Source organism: Streptococcus oralis, assembly GCF_026782125.1.
In the GTDB taxonomy this organism is placed as follows: Bacteria; Bacillota; Bacilli; order Lactobacillales; family Streptococcaceae; genus Streptococcus; species Streptococcus oralis_CE.
The window spans coordinates 69,685-87,401 of the sequence record NZ_JAKUVY010000003.1 but is presented as its reverse complement, the minus strand read 5'-3'; the positions used below and the strand labels follow the sequence as shown (position 1 = coordinate 87,401).

The 17,717-nt window shown below is 41.3% G+C and carries 32 protein-coding genes; all 32 read left to right on the top strand.

Annotation, left to right across the window (positions count from 1 at the left end; translation table 11 throughout):
- Positions 1 to 232 precede the first annotated feature (232 nt).
- The 32 genes from rpsJ (at position 233) to MK385_RS03565 (ending at position 17,611) form a co-directional block, all read left to right on the top strand.
- The gene (gene rpsJ / locus MK385_RS03720; protein ID WP_001284513.1) at positions 233 to 541 is read left to right on the top strand and encodes a 30S ribosomal protein S10; all 309 of its coding nucleotides are present in this window, start codon (positions 233 to 235) and stop codon (positions 539 to 541) included.
- Positions 542 to 623: 82 nt separating this feature from the next.
- On the top strand, positions 624 to 1,250 hold the full coding sequence (gene rplC / locus MK385_RS03715; RefSeq protein WP_000160197.1) for a 50S ribosomal protein L3: 627 nt from the start codon (positions 624 to 626) through the stop codon (positions 1,248 to 1,250).
- Positions 1,251 to 1,274: 24 nt separating this feature from the next.
- On the top strand, positions 1,275 to 1,898 hold the full coding sequence (gene rplD, locus MK385_RS03710) for a 50S ribosomal protein L4 (RefSeq protein WP_000024539.1): 624 nt from the start codon (positions 1,275 to 1,277) through the stop codon (positions 1,896 to 1,898).
- The gene (locus MK385_RS03705) at positions 1,898 to 2,194 is read left to right on the top strand and encodes a 50S ribosomal protein L23 (RefSeq protein WP_001055347.1); all 297 of its coding nucleotides are present in this window, start codon (positions 1,898 to 1,900) and stop codon (positions 2,192 to 2,194) included. Before rplD ends, MK385_RS03705 begins: the two co-directional genes overlap by 1 nt.
- Before the next feature lie 17 nt (positions 2,195 to 2,211).
- Entirely contained in the window at positions 2,212 to 3,045 is an 834-nt protein-coding gene (rplB, locus tag MK385_RS03700; RefSeq protein ID WP_000512910.1) for a 50S ribosomal protein L2, read from the top strand.
- 103 nt (positions 3,046 to 3,148) lie between these two features.
- Complete coding sequence (gene rpsS, locus MK385_RS03695; protein ID WP_000533766.1) at positions 3,149 to 3,430, top strand: 30S ribosomal protein S19; 282 nt, start codon at positions 3,149 to 3,151, stop codon at positions 3,428 to 3,430.
- A gap of 11 nt (positions 3,431 to 3,441) precedes the next feature.
- On the top strand, positions 3,442 to 3,786 hold the full coding sequence (rplV, locus tag MK385_RS03690; RefSeq protein ID WP_000818137.1) for a 50S ribosomal protein L22: 345 nt from the start codon (positions 3,442 to 3,444) through the stop codon (positions 3,784 to 3,786).
- Between the two features lie 12 nt (positions 3,787 to 3,798).
- Positions 3,799 to 4,452: a 30S ribosomal protein S3 gene (gene rpsC / locus MK385_RS03685; RefSeq protein ID WP_000529936.1), complete on the top strand. Its 654-nt coding sequence runs from the start codon at positions 3,799 to 3,801 to the stop codon at positions 4,450 to 4,452.
- A gap of 3 nt (positions 4,453 to 4,455) precedes the next feature.
- Positions 4,456 to 4,869 (top strand): 50S ribosomal protein L16, encoded by a 414-nt coding sequence (gene rplP, locus MK385_RS03680; protein WP_000960946.1) that lies wholly within the window; start codon positions 4,456 to 4,458, stop codon positions 4,867 to 4,869.
- Between the two features lie 9 nt (positions 4,870 to 4,878).
- Positions 4,879 to 5,085 carry a 50S ribosomal protein L29 gene (gene rpmC, locus MK385_RS03675; protein ID WP_000772918.1) on the top strand — a complete coding sequence of 69 codons (207 nt, stop codon included), beginning with the start codon at positions 4,879 to 4,881 and terminating at the stop codon, positions 5,083 to 5,085.
- 24 nt (positions 5,086 to 5,109) lie between these two features.
- On the top strand, positions 5,110 to 5,370 hold the full coding sequence (rpsQ, locus tag MK385_RS03670) for a 30S ribosomal protein S17 (protein WP_000440801.1): 261 nt from the start codon (positions 5,110 to 5,112) through the stop codon (positions 5,368 to 5,370).
- A 25-nt stretch (positions 5,371 to 5,395) separates the two neighbouring features.
- On the top strand, positions 5,396 to 5,764 hold the full coding sequence (gene rplN, locus MK385_RS03665; RefSeq protein ID WP_000616545.1) for a 50S ribosomal protein L14: 369 nt from the start codon (positions 5,396 to 5,398) through the stop codon (positions 5,762 to 5,764).
- A gap of 78 nt (positions 5,765 to 5,842) precedes the next feature.
- Positions 5,843 to 6,148, top strand: a complete 306-nt coding sequence (gene rplX, locus MK385_RS03660; protein WP_000497691.1) for a 50S ribosomal protein L24 — start codon at positions 5,843 to 5,845, stop codon at positions 6,146 to 6,148.
- A gap of 23 nt (positions 6,149 to 6,171) precedes the next feature.
- Positions 6,172 to 6,714, top strand: coding sequence for a 50S ribosomal protein L5 (rplE, locus tag MK385_RS03655; protein WP_000013542.1), 543 nt, complete (start codon positions 6,172 to 6,174; stop codon positions 6,712 to 6,714).
- Positions 6,715 to 6,731: 17 nt separating this feature from the next.
- Entirely contained in the window at positions 6,732 to 6,917 is a 186-nt protein-coding gene (locus tag MK385_RS03650) for a type Z 30S ribosomal protein S14 (protein ID WP_001085697.1), read from the top strand.
- A gap of 284 nt (positions 6,918 to 7,201) precedes the next feature.
- Entirely contained in the window at positions 7,202 to 7,600 is a 399-nt protein-coding gene (rpsH, locus tag MK385_RS03645) for a 30S ribosomal protein S8 (protein WP_000245504.1), read from the top strand.
- A gap of 193 nt (positions 7,601 to 7,793) precedes the next feature.
- Positions 7,794 to 8,330, top strand: coding sequence for a 50S ribosomal protein L6 (rplF, locus tag MK385_RS03640; protein WP_000086626.1), 537 nt, complete (start codon positions 7,794 to 7,796; stop codon positions 8,328 to 8,330).
- Positions 8,331 to 8,413: 83 nt separating this feature from the next.
- Positions 8,414 to 8,770 carry a 50S ribosomal protein L18 gene (rplR, locus tag MK385_RS03635; RefSeq protein WP_000624044.1) on the top strand — a complete coding sequence of 119 codons (357 nt, stop codon included), beginning with the start codon at positions 8,414 to 8,416 and terminating at the stop codon, positions 8,768 to 8,770.
- 17 nt (positions 8,771 to 8,787) lie between these two features.
- Positions 8,788 to 9,282 carry a 30S ribosomal protein S5 gene (gene rpsE / locus MK385_RS03630; protein WP_000874204.1) on the top strand — a complete coding sequence of 165 codons (495 nt, stop codon included), beginning with the start codon at positions 8,788 to 8,790 and terminating at the stop codon, positions 9,280 to 9,282.
- A 13-nt stretch (positions 9,283 to 9,295) separates the two neighbouring features.
- Complete coding sequence (rpmD, locus tag MK385_RS03625; protein ID WP_000057241.1) at positions 9,296 to 9,478, top strand: 50S ribosomal protein L30; 183 nt, start codon at positions 9,296 to 9,298, stop codon at positions 9,476 to 9,478.
- A 144-nt stretch (positions 9,479 to 9,622) separates the two neighbouring features.
- Positions 9,623 to 10,063: a 50S ribosomal protein L15 gene (rplO, locus tag MK385_RS03620; protein WP_000766089.1), complete on the top strand. Its 441-nt coding sequence runs from the start codon at positions 9,623 to 9,625 to the stop codon at positions 10,061 to 10,063.
- 12 nt (positions 10,064 to 10,075) lie between these two features.
- On the top strand, positions 10,076 to 11,386 hold the full coding sequence (gene secY, locus MK385_RS03615; protein WP_000465385.1) for a preprotein translocase subunit SecY: 1,311 nt from the start codon (positions 10,076 to 10,078) through the stop codon (positions 11,384 to 11,386).
- Between the two features lie 145 nt (positions 11,387 to 11,531).
- Entirely contained in the window at positions 11,532 to 12,170 is a 639-nt protein-coding gene (locus tag MK385_RS03610; RefSeq protein ID WP_001050433.1) for an adenylate kinase, read from the top strand.
- Between the two features lie 116 nt (positions 12,171 to 12,286).
- Positions 12,287 to 12,505: a translation initiation factor IF-1 gene (gene infA, locus MK385_RS03605; RefSeq protein WP_001029883.1), complete on the top strand. Its 219-nt coding sequence runs from the start codon at positions 12,287 to 12,289 to the stop codon at positions 12,503 to 12,505.
- A 24-nt stretch (positions 12,506 to 12,529) separates the two neighbouring features.
- Positions 12,530 to 12,646 carry a 50S ribosomal protein L36 gene (rpmJ, locus tag MK385_RS03600; protein ID WP_001808836.1) on the top strand — a complete coding sequence of 39 codons (117 nt, stop codon included), beginning with the start codon at positions 12,530 to 12,532 and terminating at the stop codon, positions 12,644 to 12,646.
- Positions 12,647 to 12,663: 17 nt separating this feature from the next.
- On the top strand, positions 12,664 to 13,029 hold the full coding sequence (gene rpsM, locus MK385_RS03595; RefSeq protein WP_000090781.1) for a 30S ribosomal protein S13: 366 nt from the start codon (positions 12,664 to 12,666) through the stop codon (positions 13,027 to 13,029).
- 17 nt (positions 13,030 to 13,046) lie between these two features.
- Positions 13,047 to 13,430, top strand: a complete 384-nt coding sequence (rpsK, locus tag MK385_RS03590; protein ID WP_001118385.1) for a 30S ribosomal protein S11 — start codon at positions 13,047 to 13,049, stop codon at positions 13,428 to 13,430.
- A gap of 42 nt (positions 13,431 to 13,472) precedes the next feature.
- Positions 13,473 to 14,408, top strand: a complete 936-nt coding sequence (locus tag MK385_RS03585; RefSeq protein ID WP_007520800.1) for a DNA-directed RNA polymerase subunit alpha — start codon at positions 13,473 to 13,475, stop codon at positions 14,406 to 14,408.
- An 11-nt stretch (positions 14,409 to 14,419) separates the two neighbouring features.
- A complete protein-coding gene (rplQ, locus tag MK385_RS03580) occupies positions 14,420 to 14,806 on the top strand; it encodes a 50S ribosomal protein L17 (protein WP_000331493.1) in 387 nt (128 codons plus the stop codon).
- Positions 14,807 to 15,069: 263 nt separating this feature from the next.
- Positions 15,070 to 15,336: an ACT domain-containing protein gene (locus MK385_RS03575; RefSeq protein WP_000644111.1), complete on the top strand. Its 267-nt coding sequence runs from the start codon at positions 15,070 to 15,072 to the stop codon at positions 15,334 to 15,336.
- A 9-nt stretch (positions 15,337 to 15,345) separates the two neighbouring features.
- Positions 15,346 to 16,683 carry a PFL family protein gene (locus tag MK385_RS03570; RefSeq protein ID WP_268725319.1) on the top strand — a complete coding sequence of 446 codons (1,338 nt, stop codon included), beginning with the start codon at positions 15,346 to 15,348 and terminating at the stop codon, positions 16,681 to 16,683.
- Positions 16,684 to 16,918: 235 nt separating this feature from the next.
- Complete coding sequence (locus MK385_RS03565; protein WP_268725318.1) at positions 16,919 to 17,611, top strand: histidine phosphatase family protein; 693 nt, start codon at positions 16,919 to 16,921, stop codon at positions 17,609 to 17,611.
- Positions 17,612 to 17,717 lie beyond the last annotated feature (106 nt).

Below are 17,717 nucleotides of genomic sequence, written 5' to 3'. Positions count from 1 at the left end.
TAGTCATAGGAAGATGAAATAGGAAAACAGTTTCATCCCAAAAAAACGAAAAAAAGCTCACAAATCCCTTGCAATCGCAGGGGCTTTGTGTTATTCTATTATGGTGCTGTAAATTACAGCCTTAGCTTTGATGCAAGAGGTTGCGACACGCTCGGTTGCATTGCCACGCAACGCGCGTCGGTTTTCTTGTGGAGCTAGCCTATTATCTTAAATAGACGAAAAGGAGAAAAAGATGGCAAACAAAAAAATCCGTATCCGTTTGAAAGCTTACGAACACCGTACGCTTGACACAGCGGCTGCAAAAATCGTAGAATCAGCTACTCGTACAGGTGCACAAGTTGCGGGTCCAATCCCACTTCCAACTGAACGTAGCCTCTACACAATCATTCGTGCGACTCACAAATACAAAGACTCTCGCGAACAATTTGAAATGCGTACACACAAACGTTTGATCGATATCGTTAACCCAACTCAAAAAACAGTTGATGCGTTGATGAAATTGGATCTTCCAAGTGGTGTAAACGTAGAAATCAAACTTTAATCCAAAGTTTGAAACCTTGAGCATGAAAAACGCTCGTTAAAAACTTTTTGAATAAAAAATATAGAAAAGGAACTATTTTCTCATGACAAAAGGAATCTTAGGGAAAAAAGTGGGAATGACTCAAATCTTCACTGAAGCTGGCGAATTGATCCCTGTAACAGTTATTGAAGCAACTCCAAACGTTGTTCTTCAAGTTAAAACTGTAGAAACAGACGGATATAACGCTATCCAAGTTGGTTTCGATGACAAACGCGAAGTATTGAGCAACAAACCTGCTAAAGGACATGTAGCGAAAGCTAACACGGCTCCTAAGCGCTTCATTCGTGAATTCAAAAACGTTGAAGGCTTGGAAGTTGGTGCTGAAATCACAGTTGAAACATTCGCAGCTGGAGACGTTGTTGACGTAACTGGTACTTCTAAAGGTAAAGGTTTCCAAGGTGTTATCAAACGCCACGGACAATCACGTGGACCAATGGCTCACGGTTCTCGTTACCACCGTCGTCCAGGTTCTATGGGACCTGTTGCGCCTAACCGCGTATTCAAAGGTAAAAACCTTGCAGGACGTATGGGTGGCGACCGCGTAACAATTCAAAACCTTGAAGTTGTACAAGTTGTTCCAGAAAAGAACGTTATCCTTATCAAAGGTAACGTACCAGGTGCTAAGAAATCTCTTATCACTATCAAATCAGCAGTTAAAGCTGGTAAATAATAAAGAAAGGGGAAATCAGTCACAATGGCAAACGTAACATTATTTGACCAAACTGGTAAAGAAGCTGGCCAAGTTGTTCTTAACGATGCAGTATTTGGTATCGAACCAAATGAATCAGTTGTGTTTGATGTAATCATCAGCCAACGCGCAAGCCTTCGTCAAGGAACACACGCTGTTAAAAACCGCTCTGCAGTATCAGGTGGTGGACGCAAACCATGGCGTCAAAAAGGAACTGGACGTGCTCGTCAAGGTTCTATCCGCTCACCACAATGGCGTGGTGGTGGTGTTGTCTTCGGACCAACTCCACGTTCATATGGCTACAAACTTCCACAAAAAGTTCGTCGCCTAGCTCTTAAATCAGTTTACTCTGAAAAAGTTGCTGAAAACAAATTTGTAGCCGTTGATTCTCTTGAATTTACAGCTCCAAAAACTGCTGAATTTGCAAAAGTTCTTGCAGCGTTGAGCATCGATTCTAAAGTTCTTGTTATCCTTGAAGAAGGAAATGAATTCGCAGCTCTTTCAGCTCGTAACCTTCCAAATGTGAAAGTTGCAACTGCTACAACTGCAAGTGTTCTTGACATCGCAAATAGCGACAAACTTCTTGTCACACAAGCAGCTATCTCTAAAATCGAGGAGGTTCTTGCATAATGAATTTGTATGATGTTATCAAAAAACCTGTCATCACTGAAAGCTCAATGGCTCAACTTGAAGCAGGAAAATATGTATTTGAAGTTGACACTCGTGCACACAAACTTTTGATCAAGCAAGCTGTTGAAGCTGCTTTCGAAGGTGTTAAAGTTGCCAACGTTAACACAATCAACGTAAAACCAAAAGCGAAACGTGTTGGACGTTACACTGGTTTTACTAACAAAACTAAAAAAGCTATCATCACACTTACAGCTGATTCAAAAGCAATCGAGTTGTTTGCTGCTGAAGCTGAATAATCTAAGGAGGAAATATCGTGGGAATTCGTGTTTATAAACCAACAACAAACGGTCGCCGTAATATGACTTCTTTGGATTTCGCTGAAATCACAACAAGCACTCCTGAAAAATCATTGCTTGTTGCTTTGAAGAGCAAGGCTGGTCGTAACAACAACGGTCGTATCACTGTTCGTCACCAAGGTGGTGGACACAAACGTTTCTACCGTTTGGTTGACTTCAAACGTAACAAAGACAACGTTGAAGCAGTTGTTAAAACTATCGAGTACGATCCAAACCGTTCTGCAAACATCGCTCTTGTACACTACACTGACGGTGTGAAAGCATACATTATCGCTCCAAAAGGTCTTGAAGTAGGTCAACGTATCGTTTCAGGTCCAGAAGCAGATATCAAAGTCGGAAACGCTCTTCCACTTGCTAACATCCCAGTTGGTACTTTGATCCACAACATCGAGTTGAAACCAGGTCGTGGTGGAGAATTAGTTCGTGCAGCTGGAGCTTCTGCTCAAGTATTGGGTCAAGAAGGTAAATACGTTCTTGTTCGTCTTCAATCTGGCGAAGTTCGTATGATTCTTGGAACTTGTCGTGCTACAGTTGGTGTTGTCGGTAACGAACAACATGGACTTGTAAACCTTGGTAAAGCAGGACGTAGCCGTTGGAAAGGTATCCGCCCAACAGTTCGTGGTTCTGTAATGAACCCTAACGATCACCCACACGGTGGTGGTGAAGGTAAAGCACCAGTTGGTCGTAAAGCGCCATCTACTCCATGGGGCAAACCTGCTCTTGGTCTTAAAACTCGTAACAAGAAAGCGAAATCTGACAAACTTATCGTTCGTCGTCGCAACGAGAAATAATAGTAAACTAGTCGCCTAAGCAACTAGGAAATCCGCCAGCTCGGTAGCGCTCCATGTGAGCGCAAGCCGCTGTGGTACAACATTTAAAGGAGAAAAAATAATAATGGGACGCAGTCTTAAAAAAGGACCTTTCGTCGATGAGCATTTGATGAAAAAAGTTGAAGCTCAAGCTAACGACGAAAAGAAAAAAGTTATCAAAACTTGGTCACGTCGTTCAACGATCTTCCCAAGTTTCATTGGTTACACTATTGCAGTTTATGACGGACGTAAACACGTACCTGTTTACATCCAAGAAGACATGGTAGGTCACAAACTTGGTGAATTTGCACCAACTCGTACTTACAAAGGTCACGCTGCAGACGACAAGAAAACACGTAGAAAATAAGGAGAACATAAATGGCAGAAATTACTTCAGCTAAAGCAATGGCTCGTACAGTACGTGTTTCACCTCGTAAATCACGTCTTGTTCTTGACAACATCCGTGGTAAAAGCGTAGCCGATGCTATTGCAATCTTGACATTCACACCAAACAAAGCTGCTGAAATCATCTTGAAAGTTTTGAACTCAGCTGTAGCTAACGCTGAAAACAACTTTGGTTTGGACAAAGCTAACTTGGTAGTATCTGAAGCATTCGCAAACGAAGGACCAACTATGAAACGTTTCCGTCCACGTGCGAAAGGTTCAGCTTCACCAATCAACAAACGTACAGCTCACATCACTGTGGCTGTTGCAGAAAAATAAGGAGGTAACATCGTGGGTCAAAAAGTACATCCAATTGGTATGCGTGTCGGCATCATCCGTGATTGGGATGCCAAATGGTATGCTGAAAAAGAATACGCGGATTACCTTCATGAAGATCTTGCAATCCGTAAATTCGTTCAAAAAGAACTTGCTGACGCAGCAGTTTCAACTATCGAAATTGAACGCGCAGTAAACAAAGTTAACGTTTCACTTCACACTGCTAAACCAGGTATGGTTATCGGTAAAGGTGGTGCTAACGTTGATGCACTCCGTGCAAAACTTAACAAATTGACTGGAAAACAAGTACACATCAACATCATCGAAATCAAACAACCTGATTTGGATGCTCACCTTGTAGGTGAAGGAATTGCTCGTCAATTGGAGCAACGTGTCGCTTTCCGTCGCGCACAAAAACAAGCAATCCAACGTGCAATGCGTGCTGGAGCTAAAGGAATCAAAACTCAAGTATCAGGTCGTTTGAACGGTGCAGATATCGCCCGTGCTGAAGGATACTCTGAAGGAACTGTTCCACTTCACACACTTCGTGCAGATATCGATTACGCTTGGGAAGAAGCAGATACTACATACGGTAAACTTGGTGTTAAAGTATGGATCTACCGTGGTGAAGTTCTTCCAGCTCGTAAAAACACTAAAGGAGGTAAATAACCAATGTTAGTACCTAAACGTGTTAAACACCGTCGTGAATTCCGTGGAAAAATGCGCGGTGAAGCAAAAGGTGGAAAAGAAGTAGCATTCGGTGAATATGGTCTTCAAGCTACAACTAGCCACTGGATCACTAACCGCCAAATCGAAGCTGCTCGTATCGCCATGACTCGTTACATGAAACGTGGTGGTAAAGTTTGGATTAAAATCTTCCCACACAAATCATACACCGCTAAAGCTATCGGTGTGCGTATGGGATCTGGTAAAGGGGCACCTGAAGGTTGGGTAGCACCAGTTAAACGTGGTAAAGTGATGTTCGAAATCGCTGGTGTATCTGAAGAAATCGCTCGCGAAGCGCTTCGTCTTGCAAGCCACAAATTGCCAGTTAAATGTAAATTCGTAAAACGTGAAGCAGAATAAGGAGAAGGCATGAAACTTAATGAAGTAAAAGAATTTGTTAAAGAACTTCGTGGTCTTTCTCAAGAAGAACTCGCGAAGCGCGAAAACGAATTGAAAAAAGAATTGTTTGAACTTCGTTTCCAAGCTGCTACTGGTCAATTGGAACAAACAGCTCGCTTGAAAGAAGTTAAAAAACAAATCGCTCGTATCAAAACAGTTCAATCTGAAGCGAAATAATAGACTAGGGAAGGAGAAATTTCAATGGAACGCAATAATCGTAAAGTTCTTGTTGGACGTGTTGTATCTGACAAAATGGACAAGACAATCACAGTTGTAGTTGAAACAAAACGTAACCACCCAGTCTATGGTAAACGTATTAACTACTCTAAGAAATACAAAGCACATGATGAAAACAATGTTGCCAAAGAAGGCGATATCGTACGTATCATGGAAACTCGTCCGCTTTCAGCTACAAAACGTTTCCGTCTTGTAGAAGTTGTTGAAGAAGCGGTCATCATCTAATCAAACCTGAAAGGAGAAAACTGAAATGATTCAAACAGAAACTCGTTTGAAAGTCGCAGACAACAGCGGTGCGCGCGAAATCTTGACTATCAAAGTTCTTGGTGGTTCAGGACGTAAATTTGCAAACATCGGTGATGTTATCGTGGCATCTGTAAAACAAGCTACTCCTGGTGGTGCGGTTAAAAAAGGTGACGTTGTAAAAGCTGTTATCGTTCGTACTAAATCAGGTGCTCGTCGTGCTGATGGTTCATACATCAAATTTGACGAAAACGCAGCAGTTATCATCCGTGAAGACAAAACTCCTCGCGGAACACGTATCTTTGGCCCAGTTGCACGTGAATTGCGTGAAGGTGGCTTCATGAAGATTGTGTCACTTGCTCCAGAAGTACTTTAATTTTTAGAAACAAACTAGTCCCCTGGATTACTTTCCAGGGTGCCCTTATGGGCGTAAGAAAAATCAAGGAGAAACCTAATGTTTGTAAAAAAAGGCGACAAAGTTCGCGTAATCGCTGGTAAAGATAAGGGAACAGAAGCTGTTGTCCTTACTGCCCTTCCAAAAGTAAACAAAGTTATCGTTGAAGGTGTGAACATCGTTAAGAAACACCAACGTCCAACTAACGAGCTTCCTCAAGGTGGTATCATCGAGAAAGAAGCAGCTATCCACGTATCAAACGTTCAAGTATTGGACAAAAATGGTGTAGCTGGTCGTGTTGGTTACAAATTTGTAGACGGTAAAAAAGTTCGCTACAACAAAAAATCAGGCGAAGTGCTTGATTAATCACGAAGGAAAGGAGAAGTATAATGGCAAATCGTTTAAAAGAAAAATATCTTAATGAAGTAGTTCCTGCTTTGACAGAACAATTCAACTACTCATCAGTGATGGCTGTGCCTAAAGTAGATAAGATCGTTTTGAACATGGGTGTTGGTGAAGCTGTATCAAACGCTAAAAGTCTTGAAAAAGCTGCTGAAGAATTGGCACTTATCTCAGGTCAAAAACCACTTATCACTAAAGCTAAAAAATCAATCGCCGGCTTCCGTCTTCGTGAAGGTGTAGCGATCGGTGCAAAAGTTACCCTTCGTGGTGAACGTATGTACGAATTCTTGGACAAATTGGTTTCAGTTTCACTTCCACGTGTACGTGACTTCCATGGTGTTCCAACAAAATCATTTGATGGACGCGGAAACTACACACTTGGTGTGAAAGAACAATTGATCTTCCCAGAAATCAACTTTGATGACGTTGACAAAACTCGTGGTCTTGACATCGTTATCGTAACAACTGCTAACACTGACGAAGAGTCACGTGCATTGCTTACAGGCCTTGGAATGCCTTTTGCAAAATAATATAGGAGGTAAATCTAATGGCTAAAAAATCAATGATTGCTAAGAACAAACGTCCAGCGAAGTTCTCTACTCAAGCTTATACTCGTTGTGAAAAATGTGGTCGTCCACATTCAGTTTACCGCAAATTTAAACTTTGCCGTGTTTGCTTCCGTGAATTAGCTTACAAAGGACAAATTCCTGGTGTAACAAAAGCATCTTGGTAATTTAAGATATCAAGGGCGTCAAAACTCCAAGTGAAAATAGGAAACTTGACGAAGAAACTGAAGTTTCTAGGAAAGTTTATCTTTTTCACACAGAGTTTAGCCCGGGTTCAGTTGGGCTTGCCAATTTGAACACGAGCTACAGCTTTGGCAAAAAAGACCAATTTGCTTTGGAGCATCGCTCCTGCATCAAATTGCCTATTTTTGCTCTTGCTGTTACGCTCTTTGTATCATGTATTAACTAGCAAGTGCAACTTGCAAACTACTAGTAAGAGGAGAAAAACAAAATGGTTATGACTGACCCAATCGCAGACTTCCTAACTCGTATTCGTAACGCTAACCAAGCGAAACACGAAGTACTTGAAGTACCTGCATCAAACATCAAAAAAGGGATTGCTGAAATCCTTAAACGCGAAGGTTTTGTTAAGAACGTAGAAATCATCGAAGATGACAAACAAGGCATCATCCGTGTATTCCTTAAATACGGACCAAACGGTGAAAAAGTTATCACTAACTTGAAACGTGTTTCTAAACCAGGACTTCGTGTCTACAAAAAACGTGAAGATCTTCCAAAAGTTCTTAACGGACTTGGAATTGCTATTCTTTCAACTTCTGAAGGTTTGCTTACTGATAAAGAAGCTCGCCAAAAGAACGTTGGTGGTGAGGTTATCGCTTACGTTTGGTAAAATCAAGATACAAAGCTCGTAAAGAACAAAGCAAAATTAGGAAGTTGGAGAAGTTTGTTTACAAACAAGCCAACTTATCTATTTTGCACAGTTCTTAGAGCGTGTTCAATTTAGCTATTGAACTCAATAAGTATCTTTAACCCCCGTGAAAACTGGCCATTATGGCCTGACAATTTAACAGGAGAAAATAAACATGTCACGTATTGGTAATAAAGTTATCGTGTTGCCTGCTGGTGTTGAAATCACTAACAATGACAACGTTGTAACTGTAAAAGGACCTAAAGGAGAACTTACTCGTGAGTTCTCAAAAGATATTGAAATTCGTGTGGAAGGTACTGAAGTAACTCTTCACCGTCCAAACGATTCAAAAGAAATGAAAACAATCCACGGAACTACTCGTGCCCTTTTGAACAACATGGTTGTTGGTGTATCAGAAGGATTCAAGAAAGAACTTGAAATGCGCGGGGTTGGTTACCGTGCACAACTTCAAGGATCTAAACTTGTTTTGGCTGTTGGTAAATCTCATCCAGACGAAGTTGAAGCTCCAGAAGGAATTACTTTTGAACTTCCAAACCCAACAACAATCGTTGTTAGCGGAATTTCAAAAGAAGTAGTTGGTCAAACAGCTGCTTACGTACGTAGCCTTCGTTCACCAGAACCATATAAAGGTAAAGGTATCCGTTACGTTGGTGAATTCGTTCGCCGTAAAGAAGGTAAAACAGGTAAATAATGTTGAGTGGTTGATTTTCAACCACCAACCTATTTTCCAACTTAGTGCATAGCACACGATTTAAAACTAAAGAGGTGAAAACTGTGATTTCTAAACCAGATAAAAACAAACTCCGCCAAAAACGCCACCGTCGCGTTCGCGGAAAACTCTCTGGAACTGCTGATCGCCCACGTTTGAACGTATTCCGTTCTAATACAGGCATCTACGCTCAAGTGATTGATGACGTAGCGGGTGTAACGCTCGCAAGTGCTTCAACTCTTGACAAAGAAGTTTCAAAAGGAACTAAAACTGAACAAGCCGTTGCTGTCGGTAAACTCGTTGCAGAACGTGCAAACGCTAAAGGTATTTCAGAAGTGGTGTTCGACCGCGGTGGATATCTATATCACGGACGTGTGAAAGCTTTGGCTGATGCAGCTCGTGAAAACGGATTGAAATTCTAATAGGAGGACACTAAAAAATGGCATTTAAAGACAATGCAGTTGAATTAGAAGAACGCGTAGTTGCTGTCAACCGTGTTACAAAAGTTGTTAAAGGTGGACGTCGTCTTCGTTTCGCAGCTCTTGTTGTTGTTGGTGACCACAACGGTCGCGTAGGATTTGGTACTGGTAAAGCTCAAGAAGTTCCAGAAGCAATCCGCAAAGCAGTAGAAGATGCTAAGAAAAACTTGATTGAAGTTCCTATGGTTGGGACAACAATCCCACACGAAGTTCTTTCAGAATTCGGTGGAGCTAAAGTATTGTTGAAACCTGCTGTAGAAGGTTCTGGAGTTGCCGCTGGTGGTGCAGTTCGTGCCGTTGTGGAATTGGCAGGTGTGGCAGATATTACATCTAAATCACTTGGTTCTAACACTCCAATCAACATTGTTCGCGCAACTGTTGAAGGTTTGAAACAATTGAAACGCGCTGAAGAAGTTGCTGCCCTTCGTGGTATTTCAGTTTCTGATTTGGCATAAGAAAGGGGATAAAATGGCTCAAATTAAAATTACTTTGACTAAGTCTCCAATCGGACGCATTCCATCACAACGTAAAACTGTTGTAGCACTTGGACTTGGCAAATTGAACAGCTCTGTTATCAAAGAAGACAACGCTGCTATCCGTGGTATGATCACTGCAGTATCTCACTTGGTAACAGTTGAAGAAGTAAACTAATGAATTTTTAGGGGATGTGGCAATACTCATCCCCTAAAACTAGGTATAGTCATCTTAGATGACGATGTATAGGCGAGTTGATAAGGGAGACAACCTTTTCTCTCTTATCGGCGCTAGCATTTTACAAAAGAGGAGAAAATAATAATGAAACTTCATGAATTGAAACCTGCAGAAGGTTCTCGTAAAGTACGTAACCGTGTTGGTCGTGGTACTTCATCAGGTAACGGTAAAACATCTGGTCGCGGTCAAAAAGGTCAAAAAGCTCGTAGCGGTGGCGGAGTTCGCCTTGGTTTTGAAGGTGGACAAACTCCATTGTTCCGTCGTCTTCCAAAACGCGGATTCACTAACATCAACGCTAAAGAATATGCAATTGTAAACCTTGACCAATTGAACGTCTTTGAAGACGGTGCAGAAGTAACTCCAGTTGTACTTATCGAAGCAGGAATTGTGAAAGCTGAAAAATCAGGAGTTAAAATTCTTGGTAACGGTGAGTTGACTAAGAAATTGACTGTGAAAGCAGCTAAATTCTCTAAATCAGCTGAGGAAGCTATCACTGCTAAAGGTGGTTCTGTAGAAGTCATCTAAGAGAGGTGACCCATGTTTTTTAAATTACTAAAAGAAGCGCTCAAGGTTAAACAAGTTCGATCAAAAATTCTCTTTACAATTTTTATCATTCTTGTTTTCCGTATTGGGACAAGTATTACAGTTCCAGGTGTGAATGCGAAAAGTTTAGAAGCTCTCAGTGGTTTATCTTTCTTGAACATGCTTAGTCTTGTTTCAGGGAATGCCATGAAGAACTTCTCCGTTTTTGCACTCGGAGTAAGTCCGTATATCACTGCTTCAATCGTTGTTCAATTGCTACAAATGGATATTTTACCGAAGTTTGTAGAATGGGGCAAACAAGGGGAAGTAGGACGGAGAAAACTAAACCAAGCTACTCGTTATATTGCACTTGTGCTTGCATTTGTTCAATCTATCGGGATTACAGCAGGATTTAACACTCTTTCTGGAGCAAAATTATTAACGACAGCTTTAACACCACAAGTCTTTGTTACTATCGGTATTATCCTCACAGCAGGTAGTATGATTGTAACTTGGCTCGGGGAACAAATTACAGATAAGGGATACGGAAACGGTGTTTCTATGATCATCTTTGCAGGTATTGTCGCTTCAATCCCTGAGATGATTAAAGGAATCTATGTTGACTACTTCGTCAATATTCCAAGTAGCCGTTTGACTTCATCTATTATCTTTGTCGTTATTTTGATTATCGCTGTCTTGTTGATTGTATACTTTACAACCTTTGTTCAACAGGCAGAATATAAAATTCCAATCCAATATACAAAAGTTGCTCAAGGAGCCCCATCAAGCTCATACCTTCCTTTGAAGGTAAACCCAGCGGGGGTTATCCCAGTTATCTTTGCAAGTTCCATCACAGCAGCACCTGCAGCCATTCTTCAATTTTTGAGTGCTACAGGTCATGATTGGGCTTGGGTACGTACAGCACAGGAAATGTTATCTACAACATCTCCAACAGGTGTTGCCATGTATGCCTTGTTGATCATTCTCTTTACATTCTTCTATACATTTGTACAGATCAATCCAGAGAAAGCAGCAGAAAACTTGCAAAAGAGTGGAGCCTACATTCATGGTGTCCGTCCTGGTAAGGGTACTGAAGAATTCATGTCGAAACTTCTTCGTCGCCTTGCGACTGTCGGATCAATCTTCCTTGGTGTGATTTCAATCTTGCCGATTGTGGCAAAAGATGTCTTTGGTCTTTCAGAAGCTGTTGCTTTTGGGGGAACTAGTCTTTTGATCATTATCTCAACTGGTATCGAAGGAATCAAACAGCTAGAAGGTTACCTATTGAAACGTAAGTATGTTGGTTTCATGGACAAAACAGAATAAAAGCAAGATTACTTTTGCTTAGAGAGTGGAGTATGAAGGTCTATCTATCAGAGAGATTTTCGTCTCCCCTCTTCTATTTTGTTTTTAAATAGGGGTTGAAACGAATTTCTGCTTCTATTTAAATACAAAATAAGGAGATCCTATCATGAATCTTTTGATTATGGGCTTACCTGGAGCAGGTAAGGGAACGCAAGCAGCTAAAATTGTGGAGCAATTCCACGTGGCACACATTTCAACTGGAGATATGTTCCGTGCTGCTATGGCTAATCAAACTGAAATGGGTGTACTTGCCAAGTCATATATTGACAAAGGTGAGTTGGTTCCGGATGAAGTTACAAATGGAATTGTTAAAGAACGCCTTTCTCAGGACGACATCAAAGAAACAGGTTTCTTGTTGGATGGTTACCCACGTACGATTGAACAAGCTCATGCCTTGGACAAAACATTGGCGGAACTTGGTATCGAACTAGAAGGCGTGATCAATATCGAAGTGAACCCAGATTGTCTCTTGGAACGTTTGAGTGGTCGTATCATCCACCGCGAAACAGGTGAAACCTTCCACAAAGTTTTCAACCCACCAGTTGACTATAAAGAGGAAGATTATTACCAACGTGAAGATGATAAACCTGAGACAGTGAAGCGTCGTTTGGATGTGAATATCGCCCAAGGTGAACCAATCATTGCTCACTACCGTGCCAAAGGATTGGTCCACGATATCGAAGGAAATCAAGATATCAATGATGTGTTCAAAGACATCGAAAAAGTATTGACAAATTTGAAATAAAGCGTTTTTCACACTTGCAAAAAATCGCTACAAATGTTATACTGAGATAGTCTGACTTATAATTGTTGTCTCTGTTTTCAGAGGCATCGAATCGAAATTTATGGAGGTGCTTTTGCGTGGCAAAAGACGATGTGATTGAAGTTGAAGGCAAAGTAGTCGATACAATGCCTAACGCAATGTTTACGGTTGAACTTGAAAATGGACATCAGATTTTAGCAACAGTTTCTGGTAAAATTCGTAAAAACTATATTCGTATTTTAGCGGGAGATCGTGTTACTGTCGAGATGAGTCCATATGACTTGACACGTGGACGTATCACTTACCGCTTTAAATAATCGAAAAACTTGGAGGGATAAGAAATGAAAGTAAGACCATCGGTCAAACCAATTTGCGAATACTGTAAAGTAATTCGTCGTAATGGTCGTGTTATGGTAATTTGCCCAGCAAATCCAAAACACAAACAACGTCAAGGATAAGATAGAAAGGAGAAAAAATGGCTCGTATTGCTGGAGTTGACATTCCAAATGACAAACGCGTAGTAATCTCATTGACTTACGTTTATGGTATCGGACTTGCAACATCTAAGAAAATTTTGGCTGCTGCTGGAATCTCAGAAGATGTTCGTGTACGTGACCTTACATCAGATCAAGAGGATGCTATCCGTCGTGAAGTGGATGCAATCAAAGTTGAAGGTGACCTTCGTCGTGAAGTAAACTTGAACATCAAACGTTTGATGGAAATCGGTTCTTACCGTGGTATTCGTCACCGTCGTGGACTTCCTGTCCGTGGACAAAACACTAAAAACAACGCTCGCACTCGTAAAGGTAAAGCTGTTGCGATTGCTGGTAAGAAAAAATAATATAGGAGGTAAAAGTCTTGGCTAAACCAACACGTAAACGTCGTGTGAAAAAGAATATCGAATCTGGTATTGCTCATATTCACGCTACATTTAATAACACTATTGTTATGATTACTGATGTGCATGGTAATGCAATTGCTTGGTCATCAGCTGGTGCTCTTGGTTTCAAAGGTTCTCGTAAATCTACACCATTCGCTGCTCAAATGGCTTCTGAAGCTGCTGCTAAATCTGCACAAGAACACGGTCTTAAATCAGTTGAAGTTACTGTAAAAGGTCCAGGTTCTGGTCGTGAGTCAGCTATTCGTGCGCTTGCTGCCGCTGGTCTTGAAGTAACAGCAATTCGTGATGTGACTCCAGTGCCACACAATGGTGCTCGTCCTCCAAAACGTCGCCGTGTATAATCATCGCATTACACTGCTTTTCGTTTAAGAGGGAGTAACTAAATGATTGAGTTTGAAAAACCAAATATAACAAAAATTGATGAAAATAAAGATTATGGCAAGTTTGTAATCGAACCACTTGAACGTGGCTACGGTACAACTCTTGGTAACTCTCTTCGTCGTGTACTACTAGCTTCTCTACCAGGAGCAGCAGTGACATCTATCAACATTGAAGGTGTCTTGCATGAGTTCGACACAGTTCCAGGTGTTCGTGAAGACGTGATGCAAATCATTCTGAACATTAAAGGGATTGCAGTGAAATCATACGTTGAAGACGAAAAAATCATTGAACTTGACGTTGAAGGTCCTGCTGAAATTACAGCTGGAGACATTTTGACTGACAGTGATGTTGAGATTGTAAATCCAGATCATTATCTCTTTACAATCGGTGAAGGTTCTTCTCTAAAAGCGACAATGACTGTTAACAGTGGTCGTGGATATGTACCTGCTGATGAAAACAAAAAAGATAATGCACCAGTTGGAACACTTGCTGTAGATTCTATTTATACACCAGTTACAAAAGTCAACTATCAAGTTGAACCTGCTCGTGTAGGTAGCAATGATGGATTTGACAAATTAACCCTTGAAATCTTGACTAATGGAACAATTATTCCAGAAGATGCTTTAGGGCTTTCAGCACGTATCTTGACAGAACATCTTGATTTGTTTACAAATCTTACTGAGATTGCTAAGTCAACTGAAGTGATGAAAGAAGCTGATACTGAATCTGACGATCGTATTTTGGATCGTACGATTGAGGAACTGGACTTGTCTGTGCGTTCATACAACTGTTTGAAACGTGCCGGTATCAACACTGTGCATGATTTGACAGAAAAATCTGAAGCAGAGATGATGAAAGTACGAAATCTTGGACGCAAGAGTTTGGAAGAAGTGAAACTCAAACTCATTGACTTGGGTCTTGGATTAAAAGATAAATAAAGGAGGAATACATGGCTTACCGTAAACTAGGACGCACTAGCTCACAACGTAAAGCAATGCTTCGCGATTTGACAACTGACCTTTTGATCAACGAATCAATCGTGACAACTGAAGCTCGTGCTAAAGAAATCCGTAAAACTGTTGAAAAAATGATTACTCTAGGTAAACGTGGTGATTTGCATGCACGTCGTCAAGCAGCTGCTTTCGTACGTAATGAAATCGCATCTGAAAACTATGATGAAGCAACTGATAAGTACACTTCTACTACAGCACTTCAAAAATTGTTCTCAGAAATCGCACCTCGTTATGCTGAACGTAACGGTGGATACACTCGTATCCTTAAAACTGAACCACGTCGTGGTGATGCTGCGCCAATGGCGATCATCGAATTAGTATAAAATCATCAATTTTGTTGAGTGTTATGATGATGGAGTCTTGTGCTCTTAGTCTAGCTCTGGTCTACCGCTGGGACTTCGGTCCTAGCGGGAACACTCATCATCATTTGATAGGGTAGACGCTTGTTTACGAAATTGTTTTTTTCTTAAGAACAATTTCGTAAGCAGGCGTTTTTTAGTATTTTCTATGGAAATATGCTATACTAGGAAAAAAGAAAATCAAAAACGTTCAGGTTTTCTAAAAATCGTAGAAATGGGGTATAAGGATGAAGGCTATTATTACAGTGGTTGGTAAGGACAAGGCTGGGATCGTTGCAGGCGTGTCTACTAAGATTGCAGAGTTGGGTTTGAATATTGACGATATTTCTCAGACGGTGTTGGATGAATATTTTACTATGATGGCGGTCGTTTCTAGTGACGAAAAACAGGATTTCACTTATCTACGAAATGAGTTTGAAACTTTCGGTCAGACCTTGAATGTCAAAATCAATATTCAAAGTGCGGCGATTTTTGACGCTATGTATAATATCTAGGAGGTGGCTATGGATATTAGACAAGTTACAGAAACCATTGCCATGATCGAGGAGCAGAACTTCGATATCAGAACCATCACCATGGGGATTTCCCTTTTGGACTGTATTGATCCAGATATCAATCATGCTGCTGAAAAGATTTACCAAAAAATTACCACTAAAGCTGCAAATCTAGTGGCTGTAGGAGATGAAATTGCTGCAGAACTTGGGATTCCTATTGTTAATAAACGGGTATCGGTGACTCCGATTTCTTTAATTGGTGCTGCGACTGATGCGACAGACTATGTTGTTTTGGCAAAGGCTCTTGATAAGGCTGCCAAGGAGATTGGTGTTGACTTTATTGGTGGATTCTCTGCCTTGGTACAAAAAGGCTACCAAAAAGGAGATGAGATTCTCGTCAATTCTATCCCACGCGCTCTAGCTGAGACCGACAAGGTTTGTTCGTCTGTTAACATTGGCTCAACTAAGTCAGGCATCAACATGACTGCAGTTGCAGATATGGGACGTATCATCAAGGAAACAGCGAACTTATCAGATATGGGTGCGGCCAAGTTGGTCGTATTTGCTAATGCTGTTGAGGACAATCCTTTTATGGCAGGGGCCTTTCATGGTGTTGGCGAAGCAGATGTTATCATCAATGTCGGGGTTTCGGGTCCTGGTGTGGTCAAGCGTGCCTTGGAAAAGGTTCGTGGACAGAGCTTTGATGTAGTAGCGGAAACAGTCAAGAAAACGGCCTTCAAGATTACTCGTATCGGTCAGCTGGTTGGACAAATGGCGAGTGAACGCCTTGGTGTTGACTTTGGAATTGTCGATCTAAGCTTGGCGCCAACTCCTGCAGTTGGTGATTCTGTGGCACGTGTCCTTGAGGAAATGGGCCTAGAAACAGTTGGTACGCATGGGACGACGGTTGCCCTCGCTCTTTTGAATGACCAAGTTAAGAAGGGCGGAGTCATGGCTTGTAACCAAGTCGGTGGCTTGTCAGGTGCTTTTATCCCTGTTTCTGAAGATGAGGGGATGATTGCTGCAGTGCAAAATGGCTCTCTGAATTTAGAGAAACTAGAAGCTATGACGGCTATCTGTTCTGTTGGGCTGGATATGATTGCCATTCCGGAAGATACGCCTGCTGAAACCATTGCGGCTATGATTGCGGATGAGGCGGCAATCGGTGTTATTAACATGAAAACAACGGCTGTCCGTATTATTCCAAAGGGCAAAGAAGGCGATATGATTGAATTTGGTGGCTTGCTTGGGACAGCTCCAGTTATGAAGGTCAACGGGGCTTCGTCTGTTGATTTCATCTCTCGCGGTGGGCAAATCCCAGCTCCAATCCATAGTTTTAAAAATTAATAAAAAAGAGAGAAGATTTAAGTTGAGTTTAAGGATGACTGTGTATACTATAATCATTAAATAAAGACCTCCTAACTTTATTTAATAGAAATCCTAAACTTTTTCATAATAATCTCCTAGGGAAGCTACCATGAGGGTAGCTTTTCTTGTGGCAAATTAGGAGAAGGAGCTTTGCTTTTGAAAGCCAAATATTTCTTTGATCCATGATATAATAGAAGAAAATGGAGGATAGAAAATGTCTAAAGTAAGATTATACTTGGTACGTCATGGAAAAACGATGTTTAACACGATTGGACGTGCTCAAGGATGGAGTGATACGCCTCTAACCGCAGAAGGTGAGTTGGGAATTCATGAGTTGGGAATTGGTTTGAGAGAGTCTGGTTTGCAGTTTGACCGGGCTTATTCCAGTGATTCAGGGCGCACTATTCAAACCATGGGAATTATCTTAGAAGAACTTGGATTGCAGGGGAAAATCCCTTACCGCATGGACAAGCGAATCCGTGAGTGGTGTTTTGGTAGTTTTGATGGGGCCTATGATGGGGACCTCTTTATGGGGGTTATTCCTCGTGTTTTCAAGGTGGATCATGTTCATCAGTTATCCTATGCAGAGTTAGCAGAAGGTCTAGTTGAGGTTGATACTGCAGGCTGGGCAGAAGGTTGGGAAAAACTCAGTGGTCGAATCAAGGAAGGCTTTGAAGCGATTGCCAAAGAAATGGAAGAACAAGGTGGGGGCAGTGCTCTTGTCGTCAGCCATGGAATGACCATTGGTACGATGGTTTATCTCATCAATGGCATGCACCCACATGGCTTGGATAATGGTAGTGTGACCATTCTAGAATACGAGAACGGCCAGTTTAGCGTAGAAGTTGTTGGTGACCGTAGTTACCGAGAACTAGGGCGTGAGAAGATGGAAGAAAATAAGCATTGATCAAGATAGCTCCGTATAGGAGCTATTTTTATTTAGCTTAGCAAGAGTGTTTTCAGAGCCAATCTTTCTTAACAATGGAGGGAAAAGATTCTTTCTCGACTTTCAA

What these genes read in the sequence shown, in the direction of transcription:
- rpsJ (WP_001284513.1), top strand. Translation starts at nt 233, where the DNA reads ATGGCAAACAAAAAAATCCGTATCCGTTTGAAAGCTTACGAACACCGT.
- rplO (WP_000766089.1), top strand. Translation starts at nt 9,623, where the DNA reads ATGAAACTTCATGAATTGAAACCTGCAGAAGGTTCTCGTAAAGTACGT.
- MK385_RS03610 (WP_001050433.1), top strand. Translation starts at nt 11,532, where the DNA reads ATGAATCTTTTGATTATGGGCTTACCTGGAGCAGGTAAGGGAACGCAA.
- rplD (WP_000024539.1), top strand. Translation starts at nt 1,275, where the DNA reads ATGGCAAACGTAACATTATTTGACCAAACTGGTAAAGAAGCTGGCCAA.
- rpmC (WP_000772918.1), top strand. Translation starts at nt 4,879, where the DNA reads ATGAAACTTAATGAAGTAAAAGAATTTGTTAAAGAACTTCGTGGTCTT.
- MK385_RS03705 (WP_001055347.1), top strand. Translation starts at nt 1,898, where the DNA reads ATGAATTTGTATGATGTTATCAAAAAACCTGTCATCACTGAAAGCTCA.
- MK385_RS03585 (WP_007520800.1), top strand. Translation starts at nt 13,473, where the DNA reads ATGATTGAGTTTGAAAAACCAAATATAACAAAAATTGATGAAAATAAA.
- rpsE (WP_000874204.1), top strand. Translation starts at nt 8,788, where the DNA reads ATGGCATTTAAAGACAATGCAGTTGAATTAGAAGAACGCGTAGTTGCT.
- rpsS (WP_000533766.1), top strand. Translation starts at nt 3,149, where the DNA reads ATGGGACGCAGTCTTAAAAAAGGACCTTTCGTCGATGAGCATTTGATG.
- rplX (WP_000497691.1), top strand. Translation starts at nt 5,843, where the DNA reads ATGTTTGTAAAAAAAGGCGACAAAGTTCGCGTAATCGCTGGTAAAGAT.
- MK385_RS03565 (WP_268725318.1), top strand. Translation starts at nt 16,919, where the DNA reads ATGTCTAAAGTAAGATTATACTTGGTACGTCATGGAAAAACGATGTTT.
- rplV (WP_000818137.1), top strand. Translation starts at nt 3,442, where the DNA reads ATGGCAGAAATTACTTCAGCTAAAGCAATGGCTCGTACAGTACGTGTT.
- rpmD (WP_000057241.1), top strand. Translation starts at nt 9,296, where the DNA reads ATGGCTCAAATTAAAATTACTTTGACTAAGTCTCCAATCGGACGCATT.
- MK385_RS03650 (WP_001085697.1), top strand. Translation starts at nt 6,732, where the DNA reads ATGGCTAAAAAATCAATGATTGCTAAGAACAAACGTCCAGCGAAGTTC.
- MK385_RS03575 (WP_000644111.1), top strand. Translation starts at nt 15,070, where the DNA reads ATGAAGGCTATTATTACAGTGGTTGGTAAGGACAAGGCTGGGATCGTT.
- rpsH (WP_000245504.1), top strand. Translation starts at nt 7,202, where the DNA reads ATGGTTATGACTGACCCAATCGCAGACTTCCTAACTCGTATTCGTAAC.
- MK385_RS03570 (WP_268725319.1), top strand. Translation starts at nt 15,346, where the DNA reads ATGGATATTAGACAAGTTACAGAAACCATTGCCATGATCGAGGAGCAG.
- secY (WP_000465385.1), top strand. Translation starts at nt 10,076, where the DNA reads ATGTTTTTTAAATTACTAAAAGAAGCGCTCAAGGTTAAACAAGTTCGA.
- rpsQ (WP_000440801.1), top strand. Translation starts at nt 5,110, where the DNA reads ATGGAACGCAATAATCGTAAAGTTCTTGTTGGACGTGTTGTATCTGAC.
- rplF (WP_000086626.1), top strand. Translation starts at nt 7,794, where the DNA reads ATGTCACGTATTGGTAATAAAGTTATCGTGTTGCCTGCTGGTGTTGAA.
- rplC (WP_000160197.1), top strand. Translation starts at nt 624, where the DNA reads ATGACAAAAGGAATCTTAGGGAAAAAAGTGGGAATGACTCAAATCTTC.
- rplE (WP_000013542.1), top strand. Translation starts at nt 6,172, where the DNA reads ATGGCAAATCGTTTAAAAGAAAAATATCTTAATGAAGTAGTTCCTGCT.
- rpmJ (WP_001808836.1), top strand. Translation starts at nt 12,530, where the DNA reads ATGAAAGTAAGACCATCGGTCAAACCAATTTGCGAATACTGTAAAGTA.
- rplQ (WP_000331493.1), top strand. Translation starts at nt 14,420, where the DNA reads ATGGCTTACCGTAAACTAGGACGCACTAGCTCACAACGTAAAGCAATG.
- rpsM (WP_000090781.1), top strand. Translation starts at nt 12,664, where the DNA reads ATGGCTCGTATTGCTGGAGTTGACATTCCAAATGACAAACGCGTAGTA.
- rplN (WP_000616545.1), top strand. Translation starts at nt 5,396, where the DNA reads ATGATTCAAACAGAAACTCGTTTGAAAGTCGCAGACAACAGCGGTGCG.
- rplP (WP_000960946.1), top strand. Translation starts at nt 4,456, where the DNA reads ATGTTAGTACCTAAACGTGTTAAACACCGTCGTGAATTCCGTGGAAAA.